15 protein-coding genes are annotated in these 23,347 nt (G+C 73.2%); 10 read left to right on the forward strand and 5 right to left on the reverse strand.

All coding sequences use genetic code 11. The features are described from left to right. Window positions 1-34 precede the first annotated feature (34 nt). Entirely contained in the window at window positions 35-1,618 is a 1,584-nt protein-coding gene (locus tag C8E87_RS29260) for a lysyl oxidase family protein (RefSeq protein WP_133876059.1), read from the reverse strand. Window positions 1,619-1,944: 326 nt separating this feature from the next. On the opposite strand from C8E87_RS29260, the gene C8E87_RS29265 reads away from it, so the two are divergent. The 3 genes from C8E87_RS29265 to C8E87_RS29275 are packed head-to-tail and all read left to right on the forward strand — an operon-like array spanning window position 1,945 to window position 4,336. After that, window positions 1,945-2,760: a basic amino acid ABC transporter substrate-binding protein gene (locus tag C8E87_RS29265; RefSeq protein WP_133876060.1), complete on the forward strand. Its 816-nt coding sequence runs from the start codon at window positions 1,945-1,947 to the stop codon at window positions 2,758-2,760. Then, window positions 2,760-3,554 carry an amino acid ABC transporter permease gene (locus C8E87_RS29270; RefSeq protein ID WP_133876061.1) on the forward strand — a complete coding sequence of 265 codons (795 nt, stop codon included), beginning with the start codon at window positions 2,760-2,762 and terminating at the stop codon, window positions 3,552-3,554. Before C8E87_RS29265 ends, C8E87_RS29270 begins: the two co-directional genes overlap by 1 nt. A 5-nt stretch (window positions 3,555-3,559) precedes the next feature. Continuing rightward, window positions 3,560-4,336, forward strand: a complete 777-nt coding sequence (locus C8E87_RS29275; protein ID WP_133876062.1) for an amino acid ABC transporter ATP-binding protein — start codon at window positions 3,560-3,562, stop codon at window positions 4,334-4,336. On the opposite strand, the gene C8E87_RS29280 is transcribed toward C8E87_RS29275, so the two are convergent. Beyond that, window positions 4,326-6,863 carry an ATP-binding protein gene (locus tag C8E87_RS29280; protein ID WP_133876063.1) on the reverse strand — a complete coding sequence of 846 codons (2,538 nt, stop codon included), beginning with the start codon at window positions 6,861-6,863 and terminating at the stop codon, window positions 4,326-4,328. The genes C8E87_RS29275 and C8E87_RS29280 overlap by 11 nt on opposite strands. A 178-nt stretch (window positions 6,864-7,041) precedes the next feature. Between C8E87_RS29280 and C8E87_RS29285 the strand changes: the two genes are divergently transcribed. From C8E87_RS29285 to C8E87_RS29300, 4 genes are all read left to right on the forward strand, one after another. Continuing rightward, entirely contained in the window at window positions 7,042-7,605 is a 564-nt protein-coding gene (locus tag C8E87_RS29285; protein WP_133876064.1) for a hypothetical protein, read from the forward strand. Further along, on the forward strand, window positions 7,602-7,964 hold the full coding sequence (locus C8E87_RS29290; protein WP_133876065.1) for a hypothetical protein: 363 nt from the start codon (window positions 7,602-7,604) through the stop codon (window positions 7,962-7,964). Before C8E87_RS29285 ends, C8E87_RS29290 begins: the two co-directional genes overlap by 4 nt. A gap of 47 nt (window positions 7,965-8,011) precedes the next feature. Then, window positions 8,012-8,650, forward strand: a complete 639-nt coding sequence (locus tag C8E87_RS29295) for a HEAT repeat domain-containing protein (RefSeq protein ID WP_133876066.1) — start codon at window positions 8,012-8,014, stop codon at window positions 8,648-8,650. Between the two features lie 69 nt (window positions 8,651-8,719). Further along, a complete protein-coding gene (locus C8E87_RS29300; protein ID WP_133876067.1) occupies window positions 8,720-9,709 on the forward strand; it encodes a MerR family transcriptional regulator in 990 nt (329 codons plus the stop codon). A gap of 394 nt (window positions 9,710-10,103) precedes the next feature. On the opposite strand, the gene C8E87_RS29305 is transcribed toward C8E87_RS29300, so the two are convergent. Beyond that, window positions 10,104-13,901 carry an alpha-L-rhamnosidase gene (locus tag C8E87_RS29305; protein ID WP_275409140.1) on the reverse strand — a complete coding sequence of 1,266 codons (3,798 nt, stop codon included), beginning with the start codon at window positions 13,899-13,901 and terminating at the stop codon, window positions 10,104-10,106. 354 nt (window positions 13,902-14,255) lie between these two features. On the opposite strand from C8E87_RS29305, the gene C8E87_RS29310 reads away from it, so the two are divergent. The 3 genes from C8E87_RS29310 to C8E87_RS29320 are packed head-to-tail and all read left to right on the forward strand — an operon-like array spanning window position 14,256 to window position 18,027. Then, on the forward strand, window positions 14,256-15,026 hold the full coding sequence (locus C8E87_RS29310; protein ID WP_133876068.1) for a hypothetical protein: 771 nt from the start codon (window positions 14,256-14,258) through the stop codon (window positions 15,024-15,026). A gap of 2 nt (window positions 15,027-15,028) precedes the next feature. Next, window positions 15,029-15,376, forward strand: coding sequence for a hypothetical protein (locus C8E87_RS29315; protein WP_133876069.1), 348 nt, complete (start codon window positions 15,029-15,031; stop codon window positions 15,374-15,376). After that, the gene (locus tag C8E87_RS29320; RefSeq protein ID WP_133876070.1) at window positions 15,370-18,027 is read left to right on the forward strand and encodes a CHAT domain-containing protein; all 2,658 of its coding nucleotides are present in this window, start codon (window positions 15,370-15,372) and stop codon (window positions 18,025-18,027) included. The genes C8E87_RS29315 and C8E87_RS29320 overlap by 7 nt, the downstream gene beginning before the upstream one ends. Before the next feature lie 72 nt (window positions 18,028-18,099). Here the strand turns inward: C8E87_RS29320 and C8E87_RS29325 are convergent, their stop codons facing one another. Beyond that, window positions 18,100-21,282 (reverse strand): CHAT domain-containing protein, encoded by a 3,183-nt coding sequence (locus C8E87_RS29325; protein ID WP_133876071.1) that lies wholly within the window; start codon window positions 21,280-21,282, stop codon window positions 18,100-18,102. Then, window positions 21,279-23,147 carry a caspase family protein gene (locus C8E87_RS29330; RefSeq protein WP_166661280.1) on the reverse strand — a complete coding sequence of 623 codons (1,869 nt, stop codon included), beginning with the start codon at window positions 23,145-23,147 and terminating at the stop codon, window positions 21,279-21,281. The genes C8E87_RS29325 and C8E87_RS29330 overlap by 4 nt, the downstream gene beginning before the upstream one ends. Window positions 23,148-23,347: the final 200 nt, after the last annotated feature.

Here is a 23,347-nt window from a genome sequence, read left to right on the forward strand (position 1 = left end):
GGCCCTTGGCGGAGGACCGGGGCGCCCGGCTTCGTCAGCCCACGATGCCGTGAACCGGGGGAACGGTCAACGTGCGCTTCTCCGGGGTGCCGCCCAGGATGATCTCGCGCAGCGAGGAGTTGTTGCTGGTGTCCAGCTCGGCCAGCTTGTTCTCCGGGTTGGCCAGCGTCTGGATGTAGTAGGTGCCGTTGGGCAGGTCGGTGATCTCGAACGACTGACCCGGCCGGAACTGGCTGTAGGTGTCGCCGTTACCGATGTCCAGCACCTCGCGGACGGCGATCACGGTGTTGGCGCCGCACGACGTCGACAGGTCGGTGTTGTCCGGCCGCCACTTCGCGCCCGGGATGGTGAAGTCGACGGCGTCGGTGTTGGCCAGGCAGAACGCCTCCTTGCCGCTGCGCACCGCGAGCTTCTGGGTCGAGTCGAGCAGGTTGTACTGCGCGAAGTCGGTGAAGTGCCAATGCTTGTGCCCCTCGCGCGCGTCCCACTCCATGGTTCCCGCGGGCCGGCTGCCGACCTGGTTGCCCTTGGCGTCGAAGAAGTACTGGTACGCGTCCATCAGTTCGGTTCCCGTACGCCGGAAGCCGTCGACGAGAAGCGGCGAGGTGCCGGCGTTCCAGACCGTCGCGCCGAAGTTCACGTACGTCTTGCCGTCCTCCTCGGACAGCGAGATGTCCCACGCGGGCAGCGAGCGCAGGTCGGGGCGCGGGCCGCCGGTCGGGGTCGCCTTCAGCGGCGTCGGGCGCTTGGCCGGGGCGCGCAGTTCCTTCACGTACTCCGAGACCTGACGTTCGGCGTCGCCCTCGGCGCTGTGGATCGAGTGCTCGTCGGGCCGGTCGGGCGAGGCGACCCGCGCGTCGGCGGCCTTCACCCGGGCCAGGCCGGCGCGGTCGATCTCGGCGTCCACCACGGACAGGTCGACCTTGACGGTGCCCTGGTCCTTCGGGATGCCGAACAGCTCGCGGTAGGCCGGGTTCACCGTGGCGGTCACGGCGTACTCGCCGACCGGCAGGATGAACTCCTCGTTGCGGTCCTGGGGCTGGTCGACCACGGCGGCGTCCCAGCCCGCCTGCACGCCCCAGACCGCGCCCAGCGTGAACGGGTTGTAGCCGCCGCAGTCGGTCGGGTACGGGTTCGTGGCGGGGGCGTCGGGCCGGGTCCGCGCCGACGACCAGGTGTTGCCACAGAACGGCGTCTTGTACTCGGTGACCACCTTGCCCGCCTTGTCGGCGATGCTGATGGTGGTGAAGTCCTTGAGGCCGGTGAAGTCGGTGACGAGCCCGGCGGGCAGCGCGACCTTCTTCTTCTTGCCGTTCTGCACCACGGTCCGCTCGGCCACGATCGGCTTGTCGTAGCCGGTCCGCTTGGCCCAGATCTCCAGCGGGTCCTTGCCCGCGATCACGTGCAGACCCAGGTCGAACGAGAAGTAGATCTCGCCGTCGTAGTCGTACCGCTCGGCGGTCACCTGTCCGGTGGCGGCGACGAACGACAGCGGGGGCGGGGTGGCCGCGGCATTGGCCACGCTGACTCCGGCCGCGGTGAGCGCCAGCGCCGCGGCCACGGCGCCGTACGACATCAGGCGCGATCGGCGGCGTCGCTTCTTCAGCGGATCCGTCATGGGGTCCTTCCGGTCGGGCGGCCGCAGGGAGCGCGACCGCTGCCGACACATCTAAGGAACGGAATGTATGGATCCTGTGAGTTTTCTGTGCGATGGCACGAACCCGTGAGAAATCCCCACTTCCGGCCGAGACGGGAACGGGATGACAATCGGCCGAAAGTCAGATGTGCCCGGCGGGCGGACCTGTCAGAGTGCGCGGTCCGCCGGTCCACCCAGGACAGTCCAGCCCGCGTCTCCTTGATCACCCATCGGTACGGTGGCCTATAGGGATGGAGCGGCATGGATTAGCATGTCGTGATCCACGCGCGGAACATCGGGAGAGACGCATGAACATGGCCAAACACGCCCGCCTGGCGGCCGTAGCGCTGCTCGCGATCGGCGCCGTCGCGGGGTGCGCCAAAGATGACGAGGGCGGCACGACCGAGGGTGGCGTCGCGCTGGTCAAGGCGGGTGCGCTGACCACCTGCACCCACCTGCCGTACGCGCCCTTCCAGTCCAAGGACGCCAGTGGCAAGGTCGTCGGGTTCGACGTCGCGCTGATCGACCTGGTGGCGAAGAAGCTCAACGTCACGCAGGAGATCGTGGACACCCCGTTCGAGGGCATCAAGTCGGGCGCCGACCTCAACTCGGGCAAGTGCGACGTGGCCGCGGCCGGCATGACGATCACCGACGAGCGCAAGCAGGTGCTCGACTTCTCCGACCCGTACTTCGACGCCACCCAGGCCCTGGCCACCCAGACCGGCAAAGAGGTCAAGACCCTCGAGGAACTCGCCGGCAAACGGCTCGGCGTGCAGGGCGGCACCACCGGCGAGGACTACATCAAGACCCAGGTGAAGGAGAAAAACCTCAAGATCGAGGTCGTCTCCTACAAGGACCTGGCCGCGCTGCAGCAGGCCCTCGCCACCAACCAGGTGGTGGCCGCGGTCAACGACCTGCCGGTGTGGAACGAGTACATCAAGGCCAACCCCGGCAAGGTCGTCGTCGCGGCCGGCTTCGACACCGGCGAGCAGTACGGATTCGCCGTCAAGAAGGGCAACGCGGAACTGCTCAAGACCGTGAACGACGCCCTGGCGGCGGCGCGCTCCGACGGCACGTACGACAAGATCTACGCGGAATGGATCGGCGAGAAGCCGAAGGCCTGATGAAGCTGACCCCACGGCGCCGGCGACGGATCCTCCGCGTCGCCGGCTACGTCGTTTTCGTCCTGGTCATCGCCGGCGTGGTCGCCGCCGCCGACTGGGGTCGCCTGTCCGACGCGTTCTTCCGGTCCGATGTCGCCCGCAGCATGTTTCCCGAGGCGATCACGGTCGCGCTGCGCAACACGATCGTCTACACGCTGCTGGCCTTCGTGTTCGGCCTGACCGTCGGGCTCGTCCTCGCGCTGATGCGGCTGTCGACGATCCTGCCGTACCGCTGGTTCGCCACCGCCTACATCGAGCTGTTCCGCGGACTGCCCGCCCTGCTCGTGCTGTTCATGGTCGGTTACGGCGTGCCGCTGGCCTTTCCCGACCGCGAGATCCCGGGCGGGGTGTACGGCTCGGTCACCGTCGGCCTGGGCCTGACCGCGGCCGCCTACATGGCCGAGACGCTGCGCGCGGGCATCCAAGCGGTTCCCAAGGGGCAGCTCGAGGCCGCCCGTACGCTGGGCATGTCGCACCCGCGGGCGATGGTGTCGATCGTGCTGCCGCAGGCGTTCCGCATCGTGATCCCGCCGCTGACCAACGAGATCATCCTGCTGACCAAGGACACGTCGCTGGTGTACGTGCTCGGTGTCACCGCGACGACCATCGAGCTGACCAAGTTCGCCGGCGACACGCTCAACACCCGGGTCAACCCGACTCCGCTGGTGGTGGCCGGGCTGCTCTACCTGGTGATCACGTTGCCGCTGTCCCAGGTCGTACGGGGTCTGGAACGCCGGGCGGCGAGGGAGAGGTGACCGGCATGTCCACGATCGAGATCGACGGCCTGCACAAGTCGTTCGGCAAGCTGGAGGTGCTGCGCGGCATCGACCTGTCCGTCGAGCCGGGCGAGGTGGTCTGCGTCATCGGCCCCTCCGGCTCGGGCAAGTCGACCCTGCTGCGCTGCGTCAACCTGCTCGAGGAACCCACCTCCGGCTCCATCCGGGTCGCCGGCGCCGAGGTCACCGACCCCGATGTCGACATCGACGCCGTACGCCGCGGCATCGGCATGGTGTTCCAGCAGTTCAACCTGTTCGGGCATCTGACCGTACGCGAGAACGTCACGATCGCGCAGCGCCGCGTCCTCAGACGCAGCCGGGCCGAGGCGAACCGGATCGCGTCGGAGAACCTGAACCGGGTCGGCCTGGCGGAGAAGGCCGACGCCTACCCGGCGCAGCTCTCCGGCGGTCAGCAGCAGCGGGTGGCGATCGCCCGAGCCCTGGCCATGGACCCACGGTTGATGCTGTTCGACGAGCCGACCAGCGCGCTCGACCCGGAACTGGTCGGCGAGGTGCTCGCGGTCATGCGCGGCCTGGCAGCCGACGGCATGACCATGCTGGTGGTCACGCACGAGATGGCGTTCGCGCGTGAGGTCGCCTCCCGCGTCGTCTTCATGGACGCCGGCGTCATCGTCGAGCAGGGCCCGCCGGCCGAGGTGTTCGGGAGGCCCCGCGAGGAACGCACCCGCGAGTTCCTGCACCGCGTCCTCGAACCGACCCGGGTCAGCGAGACCGAGATCGGCGCCCACCTCAAGGATTGACCAGCCTGAGCCGGGCGGCCTCGGCGGCGGCCTCGCGCCGGTTGGCCACACCCAGCTTGCGCAGCACTGCCGACACGTGATGGTCCACCGTCCGCTGCGACAGGCACAGGCGGCCCGCGATCGCCGCGTTCGACTCGCCGCGCCCCAGATGCGCCAGCACCTCGGCCTCGCGATGGGTCAGGTGCGCCGGATGCTGTCCGGTCTCGGCCCGCGGCCCGCGGGGCAGATCCCGTACGCCCCGTTGCCGTAGTCGCCGGGCGATCAGCGCGGCGGCCGGTCGGGCCCCGAGCCGCCGGAACTCGGCCAGGGCCGTGCGCAGGTCGGTCTCGTCGTCCGAGCCGGCCAGCGCCAGCGCGGCGTCGTACGGGCAGCCCAGCTTGGTCCACCGGGCGGCGGCCGATCGCGTCTGCCCGGCCAGTTGCGCCGCGTACGGGTCGATCGCCCCGGCCGCCCCGGCCCGGAACCCGGCCAGCCGCCGCAGCCAGGCGAGCTCGCCGGTCACCCAGGACGCGCCCCGCTCCACCGCGAGCGCGAACGTGCCGTCGTCGGCGTCGGGATCGCGGCCGTCCAGCCAGGCCGCCTCCGCGCGGGCGATGGCCACCGGCGCCCGGTACTGCAGCTCGGTCTGCCCGTCCGACAGGGTCAGCGCCTCGTCGAGCGCCTCCCACTGCCGCGCGTCACCCTGGCGGGCACGGGCCAGCCCGAGCACGCACAGCGCCAGCAGCCGCAGCAACGGCACGGACCCCGCCGAGCGCAGCACCTGCTCGGCGTCCTCGACGGCCGTGTCCGTCAGCCCCAGATCGAGGCGCATCCGGGCCCGGTGCACCACCACATAGTGTTCCCAGGCCTCCAGCCCCAGCTCCTGGCAGGCCGCGACACCCCGGTCGAGCCAGGGTTCCAGGTCGTAGGCGCGGGTGCGGGTCATGGCCCAGCCGAGGTGGATGTAGGCCCGTCCGATGTGGTCGTCCAGCCCGGCCCGCTCGGCCAGCGTCAGGCTGCGCGACAGATTCGTCCAGCCCTCCGGACGGCCGGCCAGCAACTGCATCGTGCCGATCGTGTTGAGGCTGTGCGCGGCCACCTCGACGTCGTCTTCCGCCGCGGCCAGGGCACGTTCACCCCAGGCGATCGTCTCGTCGAGGCGCTCCTCGTTCAGGTGGGTGGCCGCCGCGACGCCGTACGACAAGGCCAGCTCGCGCCCCGGCGGCTGCCCCTCCAGCAGCCGTAACGCCTCGTCGCCGGACTTGGCCGACTCCGCCGTCCGGCCGGCGCACCACAGCCCGCGTGACAACTGCGCCAGTGCCGAGCCCAGCCGCAACTCGTCGCCCGTCGTCCGCCAGTGCGCGACGGCCTGCTCGAGGGCGACGATCGAGGCGTCCATCCGGCCGGCCAGATAACACTCGTACGAGCGGGCCTCGAGCAGCCCGGCACGCGCGTCGGGCGGCAGCGCGTCACCGAACCGCAGGGCGTGCGCGTAGTGGGCGGCCGCCTCCCGGTGCGCCCCGGCCGACGCCGCCTGCTCGGCCGCGGCCGGGGCGAACCGCAGCACCGCCTCGGTGTCCCCGGCCGCGTCGGCGTGGTGCGCCAGTCGCGCCACTTCCCCCGTACGGGACAAGGCCTGCAACGCACGGCGATGCAGAGCGACCCGGCGGTGCGGTGGCAGCGACTGCTCGACGGACTGCCGGGCCAGCTCGTGCCGGAACTCGACGCCGCCCGGGGCCTCCCGCAGGATGCCCGAGCTCAAGCACTGTTCGAGCGGCTCGGCCGCGGCGGGCACCAGCGCGTCGATCAGCCACAGCTCGGCCCGGGGGAGCGCGATCGCTACCGCCTCCAGCACGGTGTTGGCCTCGGCGCTGAGCCAGGCGGCCCGCGCCATCACCGCGTCGCGCACTGTCGGCGGGATTCCGCCGCCGCCGGGGGAGGCGAGCACCTCGCTGACGAAGAACGGGTTCCCGGCCGTCGCGCGATGCAGCTCGTACGGGTCCAGGCCGCGCGGCGCGGCCAGCGCAGCCACCGCCATGACCGTCAACGGCGGCACGTCGAGCCGGCGCACCGGGACAGCGCCGCCGAGCAGCCGGCGCAATGGGTGGAACCGGTCCAGCCCGTCCTCGCGCCAGCTGCCGACGATCAGGGCCGGGATCTTCTCGGCGCGGCGGCCGAGCACGCACAGCACGTCGATCGTCGCCTCGTCGGCCCAATGCAGATCCTCCACCACGACCACTGCGCCCGGAGCGGACTCGGCGTGCCGGATCAGCGCGGCGGCGATCCGGTACGCCTTCGCGCCCGCCGCTACGAGCTCGGCCAGCTCGCCGCCGGTGTCACGCGCGATGTCGGCGAACGGGCCCAGTGGGCGCGGCGTGAACAACGGATCGCACGAGCCCCACAACACGTCCGGCCGGCCGGAGCAGAACTGCCGCAGCAACGCCGTCTTGCCGCTGCCGGCCTCGCCGCCGAGCAGCACGAGGACGCCCTGGCCCGCGGCCCGATCCAGGGCGGCCAGCTGGTCCCCGCGCTCGACCAGTTCGGTCATCGCTCCACCGTGGCAGGGCGCCGTGCCCGCGTCGATGCTCGTGTAGGCAACCCGACCGCTGATGACCGGGTAAGGCGCCGCCCAAGATGGGCATTCGCTGCCCTGTCCGCCCGCGAGCGGCCGCTCCTAGCGTTCTGACCAGGCCGGACTCGCCGGCCTGGGAACGGGAGGACAGACCATGCTCCGCAGAATTGTGGCCCCGATGGCCTCGCTGGCGTTGCTCGCCGGGATCGCCACGCCCGCGTACGCGTCGTGGTGCCGCTCCGACCTCGAGCGGCTCCGGCAGCAGACGGCGAAATACCGGACGGTCGCGGTGGCCGAGCGGGCCGGTTACGCCAAGTTCGCCGACGTCGACGGCGTCACCTGTATCGACATGCCGGGCCGGGGCGCGATGGGCGTGCACTACGTCAACGGCGCCCTGGCCGGCGACGGCAACATCCGAGCCCGTACGCCGGAGGCCATGGTCTACGAGCCCGACCGGGCAGGCCGCCCGCATCTGGTCGCGGTCGAATACGTCGTGCTCCGGAAGGCGTGGACCGATGCCGGTCACCGCCGGGCGCCCCGCCTGTACGGGCAGACGTTCGACTTCACGGCGAGCCCCAACCGGTACGGTCTGCCGCCGTTCTACTCCCTGCACGTGTGGGTCTGGAAGCACAACCCGGCCGGGGCCTTCAGCATGTGGAACCCGCGCGTGCACTGCCCGGGCCGCCCCGCCGAAAGCCACGCCAGGCACCACTCATGACCCGCCCAGCCGGTCTCCTCGCGGCGGTGCTCGCCTTCCCGGCCGCTGTTCTGGCCTTCCCGGCGGCTCCCGCAGCGGCGGCCCGGCCGGACATGCCGGACCCCCCGTCCTGGCCGGTGTGCACGGCCGGGGCGCCGGTTGCCGCCGACGACTCGGTTGCCGAGACGGTGCGGATGGCCATGGCCGCCGCCCTCGGAGCAGCTTCCGCGGCGGCCTGGACCAGAGACCGGCGACGGCGCGGCCCGACCGCACCGGATCCCCGGGCCGGGCCGGTGTGCACGGTCGAGGTGCCGATTGCGGCTGACGACGCGACGCCGCTCGCGATGTCCGCGGAGAGCCTTCCTCGGCCGCGGGCTTGACCTTGACATCGTGACAAGGTCTTCACTGGGTGCCGGAGGTGGTCCCCATGACCCTGATCAACGCGCTCGCCGCCCGGGAATCGTCGGTTCGGCTGCAGGCGGCGCTCGCGGCCGGCACCCGGGCCGACCCCGCCCTGCTCGAGCCGCTGGTGGCCCGCTGCGCCGTCGAGCCCGACTTCTTCGTCCGCGACATGCTGACCTGGGCGCTCACCCGGCTGCCGGCCCAGCTCACCGTGCCCCGGCTGGTGGTCGAGCTCCGATCGGCGATCCCACAGGCCCGCAGCCAGGCGTTGCATACGCTGTCGAAGACCGGGGACAGGCGGGCCTGGCCGGCGATCACCAGCTCGCTGCTGCGTGACCCCGACGACGAGGTCGCTCGGGCGGCGTGGCGTACGGCGGCCGGGCTGGCGCCCGAAGGCGAACAGGAAGGGTTGGCGGTGGAGCTGGCAACGCAGCTGGGCCGCGGCGACCGGAACACCCGGCTCAGCCTGAGCCGGGCCCTGGTCGCGCTGGGCGAGGCGGCCGAGCCGGTGCTGCGTCGCGCGGCGGCCGGCGCCGACCCGGAGGTGCAGGCGCACGCCCACGCCACCGAGACGCTGCTGCGCGACCCGGAGGCGGGTTTCGACGTCGCGATCGAGGAGGCCAAACGGATCGTCGCGCTGGGACCGCGGCATGCCGACCTCTGACGCCGCCGGCCCCGCCGTGGCAACCCGCCGTCGTGACAGGACCGGACGGCTTCGGTATGGGGTGGCGGCGTGCTGATCGGTGAGGTGGCCCGGCGGTCCGGGGTGAGCACGCGGATGCTGCGGCACTACGACCGGCTCGGGCTGGTGCGCCCGACGGGCCGCACCGTGGGCAACTACCGGGAGTACTCCGACGCCGACATCCGCCGGATCTTCCACGTGGAGAGCCTGCGGTCGCTGGGTTTGTCGCTGAAGCAGATCGCCCAGGCTCTCGAGGACCCCGGGTTCACCCCGGCCGCCCTGGTCGGCGACCTCATCCGCTGGACCGAGGAACGCCTCGAACGCGAACAGGAGCTGCTGCAGCGGCTGCGGGCGGTCGACGCCACCCGGCCCGAGGGCTGGCCCGACGTGCTGCGGATCGTCGAGCTGATGCACGGGCTCGCCTCGCCCGACGCGGCCCGCCGCCAGCAGGCCGTGCTCGCCCCGGCCGACGACGTGCCCGTCCCCGTCGACCTGCTGGCCGGGGCGGTGCTGTCGGAGTCCGACCCGAACGTGGCGGGCGCCCTGCGCTGGGCGCTCGCCCGAGCCGGCGACGACGCCCTGTCCGGCGTGGCCCCCGGCATCACCTCCGGCGACGTCGACGTGCGCCGCCGAGCCGTGTCGGCAATCGCCAACATCCCCGGCGACGAGGCAACCGCGGTGCTCGCCGACGCGCTCGGTGACGGCGATCCCACCGTACGGGGAAATGCCGCTCTTGCCCTGGCCGCGCGAGGCGTCACCGCGGCCGAGCCCGAACTGGTCGCCATGGTCGTCACCGGCCTCAAGGACGTCGACGCCACCGAGGCGCTGGGCGTCCTGGCCCGCGACCACGGCCGCGCCGCCCACATCGTCCTGGCCCTGGCCGCCGAGCTGAACGCCGACGCCCCCGTCCGCATCCGCCTGGCCCAGGCCCTGTACGAGATCCCCGGCGGCGAGGCGGTTCTGGAACGGCTGGCTCAGGACGAGGACCGCGCGGTCGCCCTGATCGCCACCGCCTTCCTCAGCACGCGCGACCAGCCGTGACCCGCCGCGCGCCCGCCTGCCGCTCGGCCTCGGATCGCCACGGTCCGCCCCGCTCCCGCCGGTGGCAGCCGTTTCGTAGCGGCGGTGACGGCCCCACGCGTTCCTGCCGGCTCTCGTCAATTGAAATAGAGGTAAGGCAGGCCCGAGCGATCGCACAGTTCCTGAACAAGGCGCAATTTCCCGACCTGGCGAGGACCCCGGACGGGAACCGCGAGACCCGTTCCGGTGCGGCCGATGTCATCGAGCCGCTTTGTCAGCAGGGACAGCTCTGTGTTCCGGCCGACGAACACGACCGGCCCGCGGGAGACGTAGATTTCATCTACGTAGATTCAATCTACATAACGGCTTAATGGGGTGCTCGCAAATCGGTTCGGTCTGCGAGCACCCCGGGATCTCAGCCGCGGACGGTGAAGGTGTAGGCGCCCGAGCCCACCGAATAGTCTCCCGCGCCCTGCGGGACGGCCTCCGGCGGCGCGCTCACCGTCGAACCCGCCCCGGCCGGCACCCGCACCAGCGCTGTCGCGTTCGGGGGGACGACGACCTTCAACGTCAGCGTGCTGCCGCTCCGGGTCCAGGAGGAGCTTGTCACCCCGTACGGGGAACGCAGTGATGACGACGCGGCCGTGAGCGAACCGCCGGGTTTCGGCGCGATCAGCACCTGGCGGTAGCCGGGCGACGCCGGCGCCACCCCGCCGACCGAGCGGTAGAGCCAGTCACCGACCGAGCCCAGCCCGTAGTGGTTGAAGCTGTTCATCCCCGGGTCCTGCAGCGTCCCGTCGACGCGGATGCCGTCCCAGCGCTCCCAGATCGTGGTGGCGCCGCGGGAGTTCATGTAGCCCCAGCCGGGATAGCCGGGTTGCTGCAGGATCCGGTACGCGGTGCCGGCGTGCCCGTGCTCGGCCAGCACCGGCAGCAGGTTCTCCACGCCCATGAACCCCACCGACAGGTGACCGCTGCGCGCATCCACCTTGGCCACCAGCTTGTCCGCCACCGCCTGGGTCCGCGCGGGCGGCACCAGACCGAAGGCGAGCGCCAGCACGTACCCGGTCTGGCTGTTGTTGCCCACGGTGCCGTCGGCGGCCACGAACCGGTCCGTGAACGCCGCCGCGATCCCGTCGGCCAGCGCGCCGTACGAGGCCGCCTCCGCCGTGCGCCCGGTGGCCGCCGCCATCCGCGCGACCAGGCGGGCCGACCAGCCGAAGAACGCCGTGCTGGAAACGTCGTTGGGGGTGTGGTCGTCGACGTTGAGCCAGTCGCCGTGCGTCTCGTGGTTGCGGATCAGGTCGGCTCCCGCGGTGGAGCGCAGGTAGTCGACGTACTTGGCCATCGCCGCGAAGTGTTTGCCGGCCGGGGCCAGGTCGCCGTAGCGCTGCCAGATCGTGTACGGCACGATCACGCCCGCGTCGGCCCAGCCCGCCTTGCCCGCACCGTCGATCACGGCCGGCGCCACGTCGGTGAACGCCCCGTCGGCGCGCTGCGCGTCCACCATGTCGTCGGCGAACTTGACCAGCAGCCCGTGCGTGTCGAAACCGAACGTCGAGGTGGCCGCGAACGAGGCGATGTCCCCGGTCCAGCCCAGCCGTTCGTCGCGCTGCGGGCAGTCGGTCGGGATGGACAGCAGGTTGGAGCGGGCGCCCCAGAGGATGTTGTGCTGGACCTGGTTGATCAGCGGGTCGCTGGTGGTGAAGGTGCCCGTCCCGGCGCCGTTCGTCCACGCCGCCCGCCCGGTCAGGTTGTCGGCGGTGAGGGTGCCAGGGAAGCCGGTGACCTCCACGTACCGGTACCCGTGCACCGTGAAGTGCGGCTCGAACACCTCCGGCTCGCCCGTGCCGGCCAGCGTGAACGTGTCGGTGGCCTGGGCCGCGCGCAGGTTGGCGGTGTAGAGGGTGCCGTCGGCGTTGAGGATCTCGCCGTGCCGCAGCGTCACCTTGGCGCCGGCCGCGCCGGTCACGGTCAGCCGGTTCCAGCCCGCGAAGTTCTGCCCCAGGTCGACGATCCAGACCCCCGGCGCGGGCTGGGTGATCGCCTTCGGCCGGAACTCCTGCTGCACCGTCACGCCCGGGTCCACCTGGGCGACCAGGTTCGGTTGTGAGTCCGTACGGACGGTGACCGGCTTGCCCTCCGTGCCGGTGATCCGCGCGTCCTGGTCCTCGCCGTGGTACAGGTCCTCGGACACGATCGTGCTGGCCGTGGCCGTCCACGAGCCGTCGGTGCGCACGTCGGCGCGGGTGCCGTCGGTGTACTCGACGCTCAGCCGGGCCGAGTACCAGGGCCGCGTGCCGTACCGCTGACTGCCCGCGAACCCGAGGTTGCCCGAGTACCACCCGTTGCCGACCAGCGCCCCGATCGTGTTCCCGCCCGTACGCAGCTTGGCCGTCACGTCGTACACCCGGTACTGCAGGCGCTTGTTGTAGTCGGTCCACCCCGGCGCGAGCCGCTCGGCGGTGACCGGCTGCCCGTTCAAAAACGTTTCATGCAGGCCGAGCGCGGTGGCGAACAGCCTCGCCCGGGCCACCGGCTTGCCCAGGTCAAAACCTTTGCTCACGTACGGGGTGAAGGCCGTGACCGAGACCTGCGAGCCCCACGGCCCACCCCCGTGCGCCGCACCGACCCGCGCGGCGGCCCACGAACCGTCGTCGAAGCCGGGCTGCTGCCAGCCGGACGGCCCGCTCTGGCTCGCCTTCCACCCGCCGTCGGTCACCACGTCCCCGAGCTTGGCGATCACCCCCGCCGGCCCCGACGTGGTGTTGGTGGCGGCGATCGCGACGGTGTTGCTGCCCGCCCGCAGCCGCGCGGTCACATCCACCGTGGTCGCGCGTTTCCACGAGTCGGCGACCCGGCGCGACGTGCTGACCGGCTCGCCGTTGACCCACACGTCGGCGGTGTCGTCACCGGTCACCACCAGGGTCGCCGGTGTGCCCGCGGCGGCCCGGTCGAACGTACGCCGGAAGTAGCGTGTCCCGGCCGGCACCGAGTTGGCGGCATCGCCGTCCGGATACCAGATCCAGCTCGCCCCGGTCAGGTTCGCGCCGTCCGCCGCGCCGATGAACTGGGCCTGCCACTCCGCCGCCGGGTCGAACAGCCCGGTGTCGAACCGCGCCGGCGCACTCCACGGGCTCGGCCGTCCCTGCGTGTCCCACACCCGCACCCGCCAGTGATAGGTGCGATCGGAGGCCAGGGCGTTTCCCCCGTACGCCACGTCGACGCTCTGCCCCGAGGCCACCTGCCCCGAGTCCCAGACGTCGGCCGCGTCCGGCCTGGTGCCCACGGTCACCTGGTAACGGCCCTGCACCTGCCCGTTCGTCCCGGAGCCGAGCCGCCACCCGAAGCGGGGCTGCCTCGCGTCGACCCCGACCGGGTTGCTCTGCCGCTCGGTCGTCAACCCGGTCACCGTGACCGGCGAGGCGCCACTCCCCGGCGCCCCGACGTTGCGACCCCACGGCGCCATCCCGTACGCCCCCAGGGCGCGCGCTGCGACCCAGCTCTCCGGCACGGAGTTGGCGGCCTGCCAGCCGCCGTCGGTGACGAGGTCGACCGTCCCGGCGGCGGAAGCGACCCGCAGCCGGCCGATCACCCCCGCCGGCCCGGCATTCGTGTTGCGTGCGGCGACGCGCAGCGTGTTCGCCCCGGGCTGCAGTGCGGCTGCCAGGTCGAAGTAGCGGGCCTGCTTCCACGCGTCGGCCGCGCGCGGTGAGCCGCCCAGATAGGTGTCGTTGAGCCAGACGTCAACGGTGTCGTCGCCGCTGACCACGAGCTGTGCGTCGGTGTACGGCCCCGCCGGCGCGGTGAACGTGCGCCGCAGGTATCGGGTGGCGGCCGGCGCGCCCTGGGCGGGATTGCCCTCCGGGAACCAGACCCACTGAGCCGAGTCGAGCCGAACAGGAGCCGGTGCGGCCGGGCCTCCCGGGGCTGCGGCCCGATCGGCGTGGGCCGCAGTGGGCTCGCTCGCGGGAGTGCCACCCGGTTGTCCGGTCTGGGTCGCGGCGGCTTTGTAGGTGTGGGCCGTCCCGGTTCGGTTGGCGGAGGCGGCGCCGGTTCGGTTGGCGTTGGTGGCTGTCAGCTGGTTCGCGGGGCCGGTGGAGCCAGGCTCGACGCGGGCGGGGACGGCGCCGGCGGATGTGCCGGGGACGGCGAGCGCGGCGGCAAGAACACTGACCAGTGTCAGCGCATGCCGCGAACGGATACGGAACATCGGGTTTCTCCTCGGTGGGGGAGCGCTCCGGGGGGATTCACACATTTGAACGTTTCAATGTGTGTCGCGTTTTACGTTATGGTCACGACGGTGATCCACACAAGACATTGACGCGGAAGTTGCCCGGAGATCCCCGCCGAAAGGCCGCACTCCGGGACCGGACTCGCTCCCATGGCCTTCGGCAGAGCGTCCGTGTTGTCGTCCGATGGGGTGACCGTGCGGGCCACCCGGAACGGGTAGGGCGATCGGGGGGTAGGTCATCGGCCGGTTGCCAGATGGGTGGGAGGCCGAGCTTGGCCTAGCGTGCTCAGGTGACAGGGGCGTGGCGGAGCGTGATCTTTACCGGGGTGGGCATTGTCGTACGTGCTTCGTGAGCTCGGCGAGACCGTGGCGGTGCGGTGGCGTCGCGACGCGGCGAGCGCACAGACCCACTGGGCCACCAAGGTCAAGTACTACCGGGCCGTCCAGGGCCTGCTCGCCGGCGGGGTGGACGCCGCGGAACTGTCCTGGACGGACGTCGTCGCCGCGGTGCAGCCCCGGGGCTCTCGCACCACCTTCTTCTCCGTGGCCGGGCCGCACGCCAAGAGGCCGCTGCTCGGGGCGTACAGGGCTGCGCTCGCGCGGGATCTCGCTGAGTGCCTGACCACCGACGGCGCGGCGCGGATGCTGGTCGACGAGACCAAGGTGTGGAGCTACTGGCCGCATCGCGGCGGCTGGACCGACGAGCTTTTCCAGGTGGGCGGTGAGGCCGTGGCCGCCGAGTGCCTCGTGCGGGTTCTGCTCGACTGGGCCGAGCGGGAACCGCGGCTGGCCTCGGCGCTCGGCCACGCGCCGCCCGTCTGCGCTGTCGAGGACCTGGTTGTGCTGAGGCGCGGATCGATGACGGTGGCGTCGGCCGCGGCGCTTCTGCGCGCGGCGATCAGGCTGCGGCTGGCCGACGGGCACAGCGTCGATGAGGTGTTGCGGCAGCTTCGGCCGGCCGAGGAGGCGGAGCCGGGCAACCAGCCGCTCGCCCGGGCCATCGAGCAGCTGATCCGCAATTCGCACACGCCGTCGGAACAGCGCCGCGAGGCGGTGACGATGATGCGCGACGCCATCACCGCGCTCGAGTCGTCGCCGGAGTGAGCGTGCCCGGCCGCCACAACGAGACCGCCCGTCCGCCGACACTCGCCGGGGCGGGCAGCACCACCGGTTTCGCCGAGCTGCGCGACGAGGCAGCCCGCCCGGCGTACGCGCTTGACGCCCGCGCTTTCGCCCCAGCCCACCGGTGCGCCGGGCCGGCCGACCGGGCCCGCGGCGCCATCCGGTCCGCGTTCGGCCGGCGTGCGGGCCGGGCCTGCGGCGTCGTCCGGTCCGGGTTGGGCCGGCGTGCGGGCCGGGCCTGCGGCGCCACCCGGTCAGCACTGGGCCAGCGCGCGGGCAGCCATTACGTCGTCGGGGCGCGCCGACTGGCCGAGGAGCCGTCCCGTTGCTGATCGCCGACCCGTTCGCCCTGCTCGGCCGGATCCCGGAGCTGTCCGCGACCGAGCTCGACGAGCTGATCGCCGAACTGGTCCGGCCCGAGTTGCGTCCCACCCCGGCGCACGACCTGGTCCGGGCCCGCGCGCTCGGCGCCCGGTTCCGCCACGATCAGGACCCGGCGACGCTGGCCGAGGCCCTGCGCACGTACGAGGAAAGCTCTTATCGCGGGCCGGCCCGGGGGCTGGTCGGACGGGCGCTGGTCCTGGTGACCCTGCAGGCGGGCATGTCCGGGCAGGCGGTCGACGGTGACCGGGTGCGGGCGCTGATCGGGGACGCGGGCGACGACCCGTCAATGCCCGGTTCGGCGGCGGTGCTGACGATGATGACCGACCTGGTCGCCGCGGGCTGGGACGAACCGTTCCACGACCGTACGGAGACGCTGCGACGGCTCGACGAGGCGATCACCGTCATCCCGCCGGAGAGCCCGCTCGTCGGGATGGTCTCGGTTTCGCGGATGGCCCTGGACGCCCGGCAGGGCGCGTTGACCGGCAGTTACAGCGCCGCCGGGGATGCCGCCGAGAAGGCCCGGGTGATGCTCCACCAGGGCGGCCTCACCGAGCACGAAAGGACTGTCACCGAGGCGATGCGCGCCTCCGCCGAGGCCATGGCCGCCGTGCAGCACGGCGATGTGGACGGCGCGCTGACCCGGGCCGGCGCCCTGGCGGAGCTGCTGGACAGGTTGCCCGCCGACGATCCGGCCGTCGCGCCGGCACGTGCCGCGCTGCGGGCCCTGCGCAGCACCGACGAGAGCGATGCCGACGACCCGCGTCTGTCACCGGCCGAACGCACGTGGCGGCTGATCGCGGTGGCCGGCAACACCGTACGGGCCGCGATGGACAAGCGTGACGCCGCCGGCCTTTCGCGCGGTATCGGGCTGCTGCGCCGGGCCGAGCGGGCAGCGCCCGCCGGTTACGAGCACCACCTGCTGATCCAGACGATGCTGGGCGGCGCGCTCGTGCCGTACTCCCAGCTGGAGGGTGGCCGGGCCGCGCTCGACGAGGCCGTACGGCGGCTCACGACCGCCCATCGTCAGGCCGGCCACCCCGGCCATCCCATGTGGGCGTCGAGCGCGCAGGCCCTCGCGCTGGCCCATCGGGTCGACGGCCGCGCGGCGCTCAGCCGGGAGACCGGACGGCGGGCGCTGCGGGGGCACGCCTGGTCGGTTCTGCTGCAGGCGGGCGCGGCCGACGCCGCGGCGGCCGCCCGGGACGCGGCGAACGACGCCCGGCAGATCGCGCGCTGGTATCTGGCCGACGGCGACCCGGCCGGCGCGGCGCTGGTGCTCGACGCCGGCCGTTGCCTGATGCTGTATGCCACCACGGTCACCATGGACGTGCCGGCCCGCCTGGCCGGGCTCGGCCGCGACGACCTGCTGACCCGGTGGCGGCACGACCCGAAGGACCCCGACCTGCGGTACGAGGTGCTGACCGTGCTCACCGGCTCCCCGGTGTCCGAGGCGGCGATCCCCGATGTGCTCGATCCGCCCGGCCTCGACGAGGTCGGGCGGGCGCTGACCGAGGTGCGGGCGGACGCCCTGGTCTATCTGATACCCGCCGACGACGAGGGGCCGGGCGGGGCGGTGCTGGTGCCGGCGGAGGGTCTGCGCGGGGTCCGGCCCGCGTTCCTGCCTTTGCCGCGCCTGGCCTCCACCGAGCCGGTGACCCGCCACGTCACGGCCCTGGGCAGCCGCGACGCGGGCGAGGACGGAGGCGGGGACGGCCCGGCGCGGCCGCTTGACGAGGTCTGCGACTGGGCGTGGCCGGCGGTCGTCGGCCCGCTGCTCGGCACCCTCGACCGCTGGCCGATCGGCCGCGCGCCGAGGGTCGTGCTGATCCCGACGGGTGACCTGGCCACGGTGCCGTGGCACGCCGCCCGTGACCGTGACGGCACCCGGGCCGTGCAGGTGGCGACCTTCTCGTACGCCCCCTCGGCCCGGCTGCTCTGCCAGAACGCCGAACGCCCGCCCGTGCCCCTGGACGCCCCCGCCCGGATCATCGCCGACCCCGAGCACAACCTGCCGGACGCGCGGGCCGAGGCCGACGCGATCAGCCAGGCTTTCCTCCCGTCGGCCGACGTGCTGCGCGGCGCCGAGGCGACCCCGGAAGCCGTCCGCGACTGGCTGGTGGCCGGTGGCGGCTCGGTCCTGCATCTCGCCTGTCACGGGGATGTCCGACCGGGTGTCGACGGTTCCTTCCTGCGCCTGGCGGGGTCCCGGCGGCTCACCGCGCACGAGATCCTGCGCACCCGTCGCGCGACCGGGATCGGGGTGGTGGCCCTGGCCGCCTGCACCACCGGGGTGGCGAGCGGCGCCTACGACGAGGCGTTCAGCCTCACCACCGCGTTCCTGGCGACCGGCGCCCGCAGCGTCTTCGGCTCGCTGTGGCCGGTGCCGGGCGAGGCCACCTCGGTGCTCATGTTCATGGCCTACCACTACCTGTTCGCCGAGGGGAAACGCCCCATGGACGCGCTCAACCACGCCCAGCGCTGGATGCTCGACCCGGACCGGGCCGTCCCGCCGACGATGCCCCCGGCCCTGCGCGTACTCACCCACCGGCTGACCGGCGACGTCGCCGCGTGGGCGGGCTTCACCCACCAGGGCCGATAGCGGCCGGTGACTCCGGTGAGTGAAATGGCCGGGCCGACGGCGGACGGCGGACGGCCGACGGTTGATGGCCGGTCAGCGGCCCTGGTGGGTGAAGGCGGCCCAGCAGCGCGGCGCCGCCGGAGCCGATCCCGTGCAGTGCCGGGCGAGCGCCGGCGGCATCCCGGCCGGTGTCACCCGCTGCGAGTCGAGCATCCACAGCTGCGCCCGGTGCAGCGCGTCGGCCGGGGCGTGTCCCGCCGCGAGGTGGTGGTGCACCATGAACATCAGCGCCGACGTCTCCGCGTCCGGCACCGGCCACAGCGAGCCGAACGCCGTACGGGCCCCGGCGGCGAGGAACGCGGTGGCCAGGCTGAACGCCTCGTCGTGGTCGACGCCCGTCAGCCCGGTCGTGCAGGCGGCCAGGAACACCTGCTCGATCTCGAGCTCGGCCGTGCGGGAGGCGTCCAGCAGCCGTCGTGCGGTCAGGTCGCCCCCGGCCAGCCGCAGGCTCGCGTCCGCCGGTCGCGCCGGGTCGGTGCGCCCGTGGCAGGCGAGGTGGAGGAGCGAGGGGCCGGTCGCCGACGCGCCGATCCAGCCGAGCACCTCCCGCGGCGAGCCGGCGAACACCGCGTCCGGATAGAAGGCCGCCCCGATCGCCTGCGCCTCCTCCCCGGCGAACGGCAGGTCCCCGGTAGGGTCTCCCACGATCAAGACCGATTTCACCGTACGGGCCGGTTCGCGCGAGCTTTCCACGAAGGCGCGACCGGAGACCGCGTACGAGAAAACCGCCTCCTCGATGGCGTAGCGGCGCTGCTCCCCGTCGGCTCGGAACGCGGCGTGCCACGGCACCGACGACAGCGCGCCGGTGGGCACCAGCACCAGCCGCAGCGGCCCGCCGTCGTCGCGCCGGAGCCCGGACCGGTGCAGCAGCGGGTCCATCGCCGACCGCCACGCCCACCGGCACAGGTCGTCGGGTCCCGCCTCCGGCCGCTCGTCGCCGTCGGCGGGACCGGCGTCGCGGACCCGGGCGGCCGTCTCGACCAGCCGTGAGCCCGGCCCGGTGATCAGCCCCGGCAGCAGCAGCGTGGACGGCTCCCCGGCCCTCGGCACGACGATCGCCGCGCCCGGTTGTTCCACGCTGGAGGGCATCAGATAGACCAGGGCGTCCGACCCGGTCGCGGCGAGCCCGGCCCGGATCTCGGCGATGGACGCGGGTGTCGGCGAGCTCAGGTCGAGCACCCGCATGACCCGGGCCCGCAGTTCGTCCGGCACCTCCCGGCCCGTCGCGCCGTCCGGGTTCAGCGGGTCGCCGGTGACGGCGTCGCGGCCGTAACCGGCGGATTCGCGCCACTGCTCGGCCAGGTCGGGGTGACCGGCCTCGATCAGCCGCTCGGCCACGGTGCGCGAGGCGGTGGCCGCGTGCAGCACGAGCCCGCGGCCGGTGTCGAGGGCCGCGATGAGGTCGTCGATCGCGCCGTCGGCCTGGCACCAGCCCGCGACCCGGCGGGCCACCGCGCCGGCCTGCCCGGCCATCAGCACGGCGTCGTCGGTGCCGGACTGCAGCAGCACCTGCCATGCCAGGCCCCGCAGCGCGGCCAGCCCGCAGCGGCGCGACTCGGCCCGGTCGCCGCCGTCGAGGTGCCGCAGGGCCGCACCCCGCGACAGCGCGAACGACGACCATCGTGGATGGTGCGGGCCCGCCGCCACCCGCAGGCCCTCCTCCGTCCAGCGCAGCACCCGCCGGGCGGCGTCCTGGTCGCCGGGCTCGTCGTGGAGCAGCGAGTCGCCGATCAGGACCGCCAGCCCGAGCGCCACGAGACGCAGCAGATGGCCGGGTGGGAAGACCGCGATCAGCTCGTCGAGCCGGTCGGCGCACTCGCGCAGCGCGGCGATGTCGTGCCGGGTCCGGGCCGCCTGCGCCGGGCCGATCAGGGCCTGCAGCGCGCGGTCGGCCGCTGGCACGTCACCGGTCGGGATCGGGGTGCGATCGACCGGCCGGTACGTGCCGTCGTTGCCGGTCACCGCGGACTCGATCATCGTGAGCAGCGGGGTGATGACCTGCCGGGCCACGTACGACAGCGGCTCGGCGCGCACCCGGACGACCAGCCCGGCCAGGTCGTCACGGGCCAGGGCATCGCCGTGCTGCGCCCGGTCGGCGACGTCGACGACCGTGCCGAGGAGCCTGTCCTCGGGGTCGGCGGAGGCGAGGAGCCGGTCGACCGCGGTCCGTAGCGAACGCCGGTCACCGCTCTGCACCGCCCGCGCGGCCATGAACAGCGTGGCGACGCCCTGCAACTCCGTGCCGAGCCCGTCGTCGGCTGTTCCGTCGCGCAGCGGGCCGACGAGCGTGTCGAGCGCGTCCTCGGGCAGCCGGCCGGCCGAGCGGGCCTGCTGGGTGTACATGGCCAGCGCCTGCATCGTGGTCATCTGCTGGTCCCAGCCCGGCGGCGCGTCGCGCAGGTCGCGGGCGGCCTCGGCCATCTCGCGCACCCACGCGGCGTCGATGGTCTCGGGGTGGGCCTGCGCGGCGATCAGGGACGAGGCGCCCATGATCCCGGCCAGCCGGGCCCGGTCGCCGGGCTCGCCCGCGCCGCTCTGCCACGCCCGCCGGGCCTCGGCGACCAGCTGCAGCAGTTCGGTGGCGCTCGGCGGGGTGCGGGCCGGGTCGTCGGCGGTCTCGGCCTCCAGCATCTCGCGGGCCACCGTGAGCCGGTCGACCCACGACGAGATCAGCCACTCCGGGGACGGCGGGTCGGCCAGGCCACGGTCGAGGTTGCGGGTCGCGCGGCGCAGGTCGTCCAGGTCGTGGGCGAGCCGCCAGCGCAGCAGATAGGCGTTGCCCAAGTACCACCACGAGCCCTCACCCGCGGCGACGGCCCGTTCCAGCAGGTCGATCGAGGCGCTCGCGTCGCCGATGTCCTTGCCGGAGTCGCCGCGCTCGCCGAGCAGCCGGCCGCACTCGGTCAGCCCGGCCGGGTCCTCGACGACCTCCAGGACGGCCAGCCAGTGCTCGATCGCCCGATCACGGTCGGCGGTGTCCGCGGCAAGGTCCCACCGGCACCCGTACGCCCACGCCAGCGCGTGCCGCACCCAGGGGTCGCCGCGGTCCGACGCGCCCTCCCCGGCCCGTACGGCCAGGTCGAGGTCGGCCGGGTTGTCGTGGTCGACGGCCCGCTGCAGGTAGGCCAGGCACAGATCCGCGCACGCCTCGTCGAACTCGGGGGTCCCGGCGCCGCGGCGGTCCAGTTCGGCGGTCAGCTCCTCGATCGTGCTCACGCCGGCACCTCCGTCACCACACCGAGCGTGATGGCGGTCCAGTCGTACGGCTCGTCCGGGCCGGGCCCGACGTCGCGGGTCATCCCGAACGAGCCCGGCACACCCCGGCTCGCCGCCTGATCGAGGGCCGCCTGTTCGAACGGCCGCCCGCTGAACTCCTGCGCCGCCGCGACGAGCTTGAGCAGGTCCCGCGTCGAGGCCCCGGCGGCAGGGACCTGTCCGGCCGGGAGGCTGAAGCGGACCGGACGCCCCTCGAGGGCCGCCGCGCGCCGCCGCGGGCCGACGAACGCGCCGCGGAACAGCCCCGCGTGCACCCGATAGCGCTCGGTCAGGTCGAGCAGCACGCACCACAGCGGCCGATCGGTGGTGTTGTGCAGCCGGACGAAGGCCGTCGGGGCGACCCAGCCGCCGTTCTCCCACCGGTAGCGCAGCCGGATGAGCCCGTCGTCGTCCGGCCGCAGCGGCGCTCCGGTCAGCGGGTCGACATGCCGGCCGGGAAGGGCCGGGACGATTTGCAGCCGTACGCCGCCGGCCAGCGCCGACACCGGGCCGGCGAACTCCCGTACGCGCCGCCACCGGGCGATGTGCTCGCCGGCCCGGACGGCACGTTCGGCCAGCCGTACGGGGTCGTCGTCGACGATGTCGGGGGCGAGCGCCGCCCCGTCCGTTCCGTGCAGCCCGACCCGCCCCGGCTCGGGCGCGGCGAGGTGCAGATCCGCCGCCGGCTCCTCGGCCGGCTCGGCGATCCGCACCCAGGCCGAGCCGGTGGCGGCCCGGCGCCAGGCCTCGCCGTCGCCGTCGACGGTGATCGTCATCGGGGGCTGTGGCAGACGGGTGAAGACGACCGGGAACTGGCGGCCGGGGCCGGGCGTCCAGCCGACGGGTTCCACGACGGACCGGTCGACGAGCACCGTGACCACCCGGGCGGCCCGCGCAGGTCCGTCACCGGCCACCGCCACCCGGATGTCGCCGTCGCCGGCGGCCGGGACGCCGTGGCAGGCGCCCGCGTCGATCTCCCACCGCCCGTGCACGTGCCGCATCGTGATGCCGGACGCGGGCATGCGGAGCCGTCCACCCAGGAACGGTTGATCGGCCCGCCCCTCGCCGGCCAGCTGCGGCGCCTGCAGGCGGGTCCGGTCCTCGACCTCGCAGCGCGCGGCCGCCAGCAACTCGCGATAGGTGGCGCCGGGCCCGAGCTCGTTGAGCGCCCGCAGCAGGGCCCAGCTGAACAAGCCGTGGGTGGTGTCCCCGTGCAGCCGTAGCTCGGCGGCCGTCTGGTCGGAGCGGCACGCGGTCAGCGCGACCAGCCGGCTAGCGGCGGGCAACGCGGACCAGTCACGCCGCAGCTCCGGGATGAGCATCGCGGGATCGGGTGTTCTCGCGCCCGGCGGGACGCTGCGGAAGCGGGCGTGGCCGCGCAGGGCGCCCGCCGAGTGGCAGCTGTCGATCACGGCGGCGACATGGGACCCGGTCGCGGCCACCCGGTCGAGCAGGACCGACAGCTCCTTGTCGTACAGGTCGGGCACGTCCGCGTCGCGGGAATCGGCGCACACCAGGGTCTGCAGGAAACCGTCCGGCTCGAGGTGCCACAGCTCGCGGGGAACCCGGCCCAGCGAGCCGTGCCCCGAGAACCACAGCAGGGCGGTGTCGCCGTCCCGGGCCTGCCCGAGGTGGTCGCGCAGGGCTTCGACGACCGCGGCCCGGGTCGCCTTGCCGTCGTGCAGCTCGACGGCGTCCAGGCCGCCGTCACCGGCCCGGGACCGCAGGTGGGCCGCGGCGGCAATCGTGTCGTTGACGCACCCGCCCAACGGTGTCACCGCGCGGTAGTCGTCGATTCCGATCAGGAGTGCGTACACCGTGCCCATGCGGTATTCCCTGTCCTTGTTCCGCGATATGCGCGCCACCGTACACGGGCGCCGGAAAGGCAATGACGAGCGACAGTGGATCAACCATTCCGCGATATTGCGAGCATTCGCGGAATGCCCCGGCTCAGGCCGTCGATCGCGCTGCTGACCTGTTGGGAGCCGGGTAGCCGGTATGCCTCCACCCTTCGGGCAGTTCCGTG

It is taken from the genome of Paractinoplanes brasiliensis (genome assembly GCF_004362215.1).
Classification (GTDB): domain Bacteria; phylum Actinomycetota; class Actinomycetes; order Mycobacteriales; family Micromonosporaceae; genus Actinoplanes; species Actinoplanes brasiliensis.

Excerpts from the sequence above, each read along its gene's own strand:
- C8E87_RS29260 (WP_133876059.1), bottom strand. The coding sequence starts at position 1,618 with ATGACGGATCCGCTGAAGAAGCGACGCCGCCGATCGCGCCTGATGTCG.
- C8E87_RS29265 (WP_133876060.1), top strand. The coding sequence starts at position 1,945 with ATGAACATGGCCAAACACGCCCGCCTGGCGGCCGTAGCGCTGCTCGCG.
- C8E87_RS29270 (WP_133876061.1), top strand. The coding sequence starts at position 2,760 with ATGAAGCTGACCCCACGGCGCCGGCGACGGATCCTCCGCGTCGCCGGC.
- C8E87_RS29275 (WP_133876062.1), top strand. The coding sequence starts at position 3,560 with ATGTCCACGATCGAGATCGACGGCCTGCACAAGTCGTTCGGCAAGCTG.
- C8E87_RS29280 (WP_133876063.1), bottom strand. The coding sequence starts at position 6,863 with ATGACCGAACTGGTCGAGCGCGGGGACCAGCTGGCCGCCCTGGATCGG.
- C8E87_RS29285 (WP_133876064.1), top strand. The coding sequence starts at position 7,042 with ATGCTCCGCAGAATTGTGGCCCCGATGGCCTCGCTGGCGTTGCTCGCC.
- C8E87_RS29290 (WP_133876065.1), top strand. The coding sequence starts at position 7,602 with ATGACCCGCCCAGCCGGTCTCCTCGCGGCGGTGCTCGCCTTCCCGGCC.
- C8E87_RS29295 (WP_133876066.1), top strand. The coding sequence starts at position 8,012 with ATGACCCTGATCAACGCGCTCGCCGCCCGGGAATCGTCGGTTCGGCTG.
- C8E87_RS29305 (WP_275409140.1), bottom strand. The coding sequence starts at position 13,901 with ATGTTCCGTATCCGTTCGCGGCATGCGCTGACACTGGTCAGTGTTCTT.
- C8E87_RS29330 (WP_166661280.1), bottom strand. The coding sequence starts at position 23,147 with ATGGGCACGGTGTACGCACTCCTGATCGGAATCGACGACTACCGCGCG.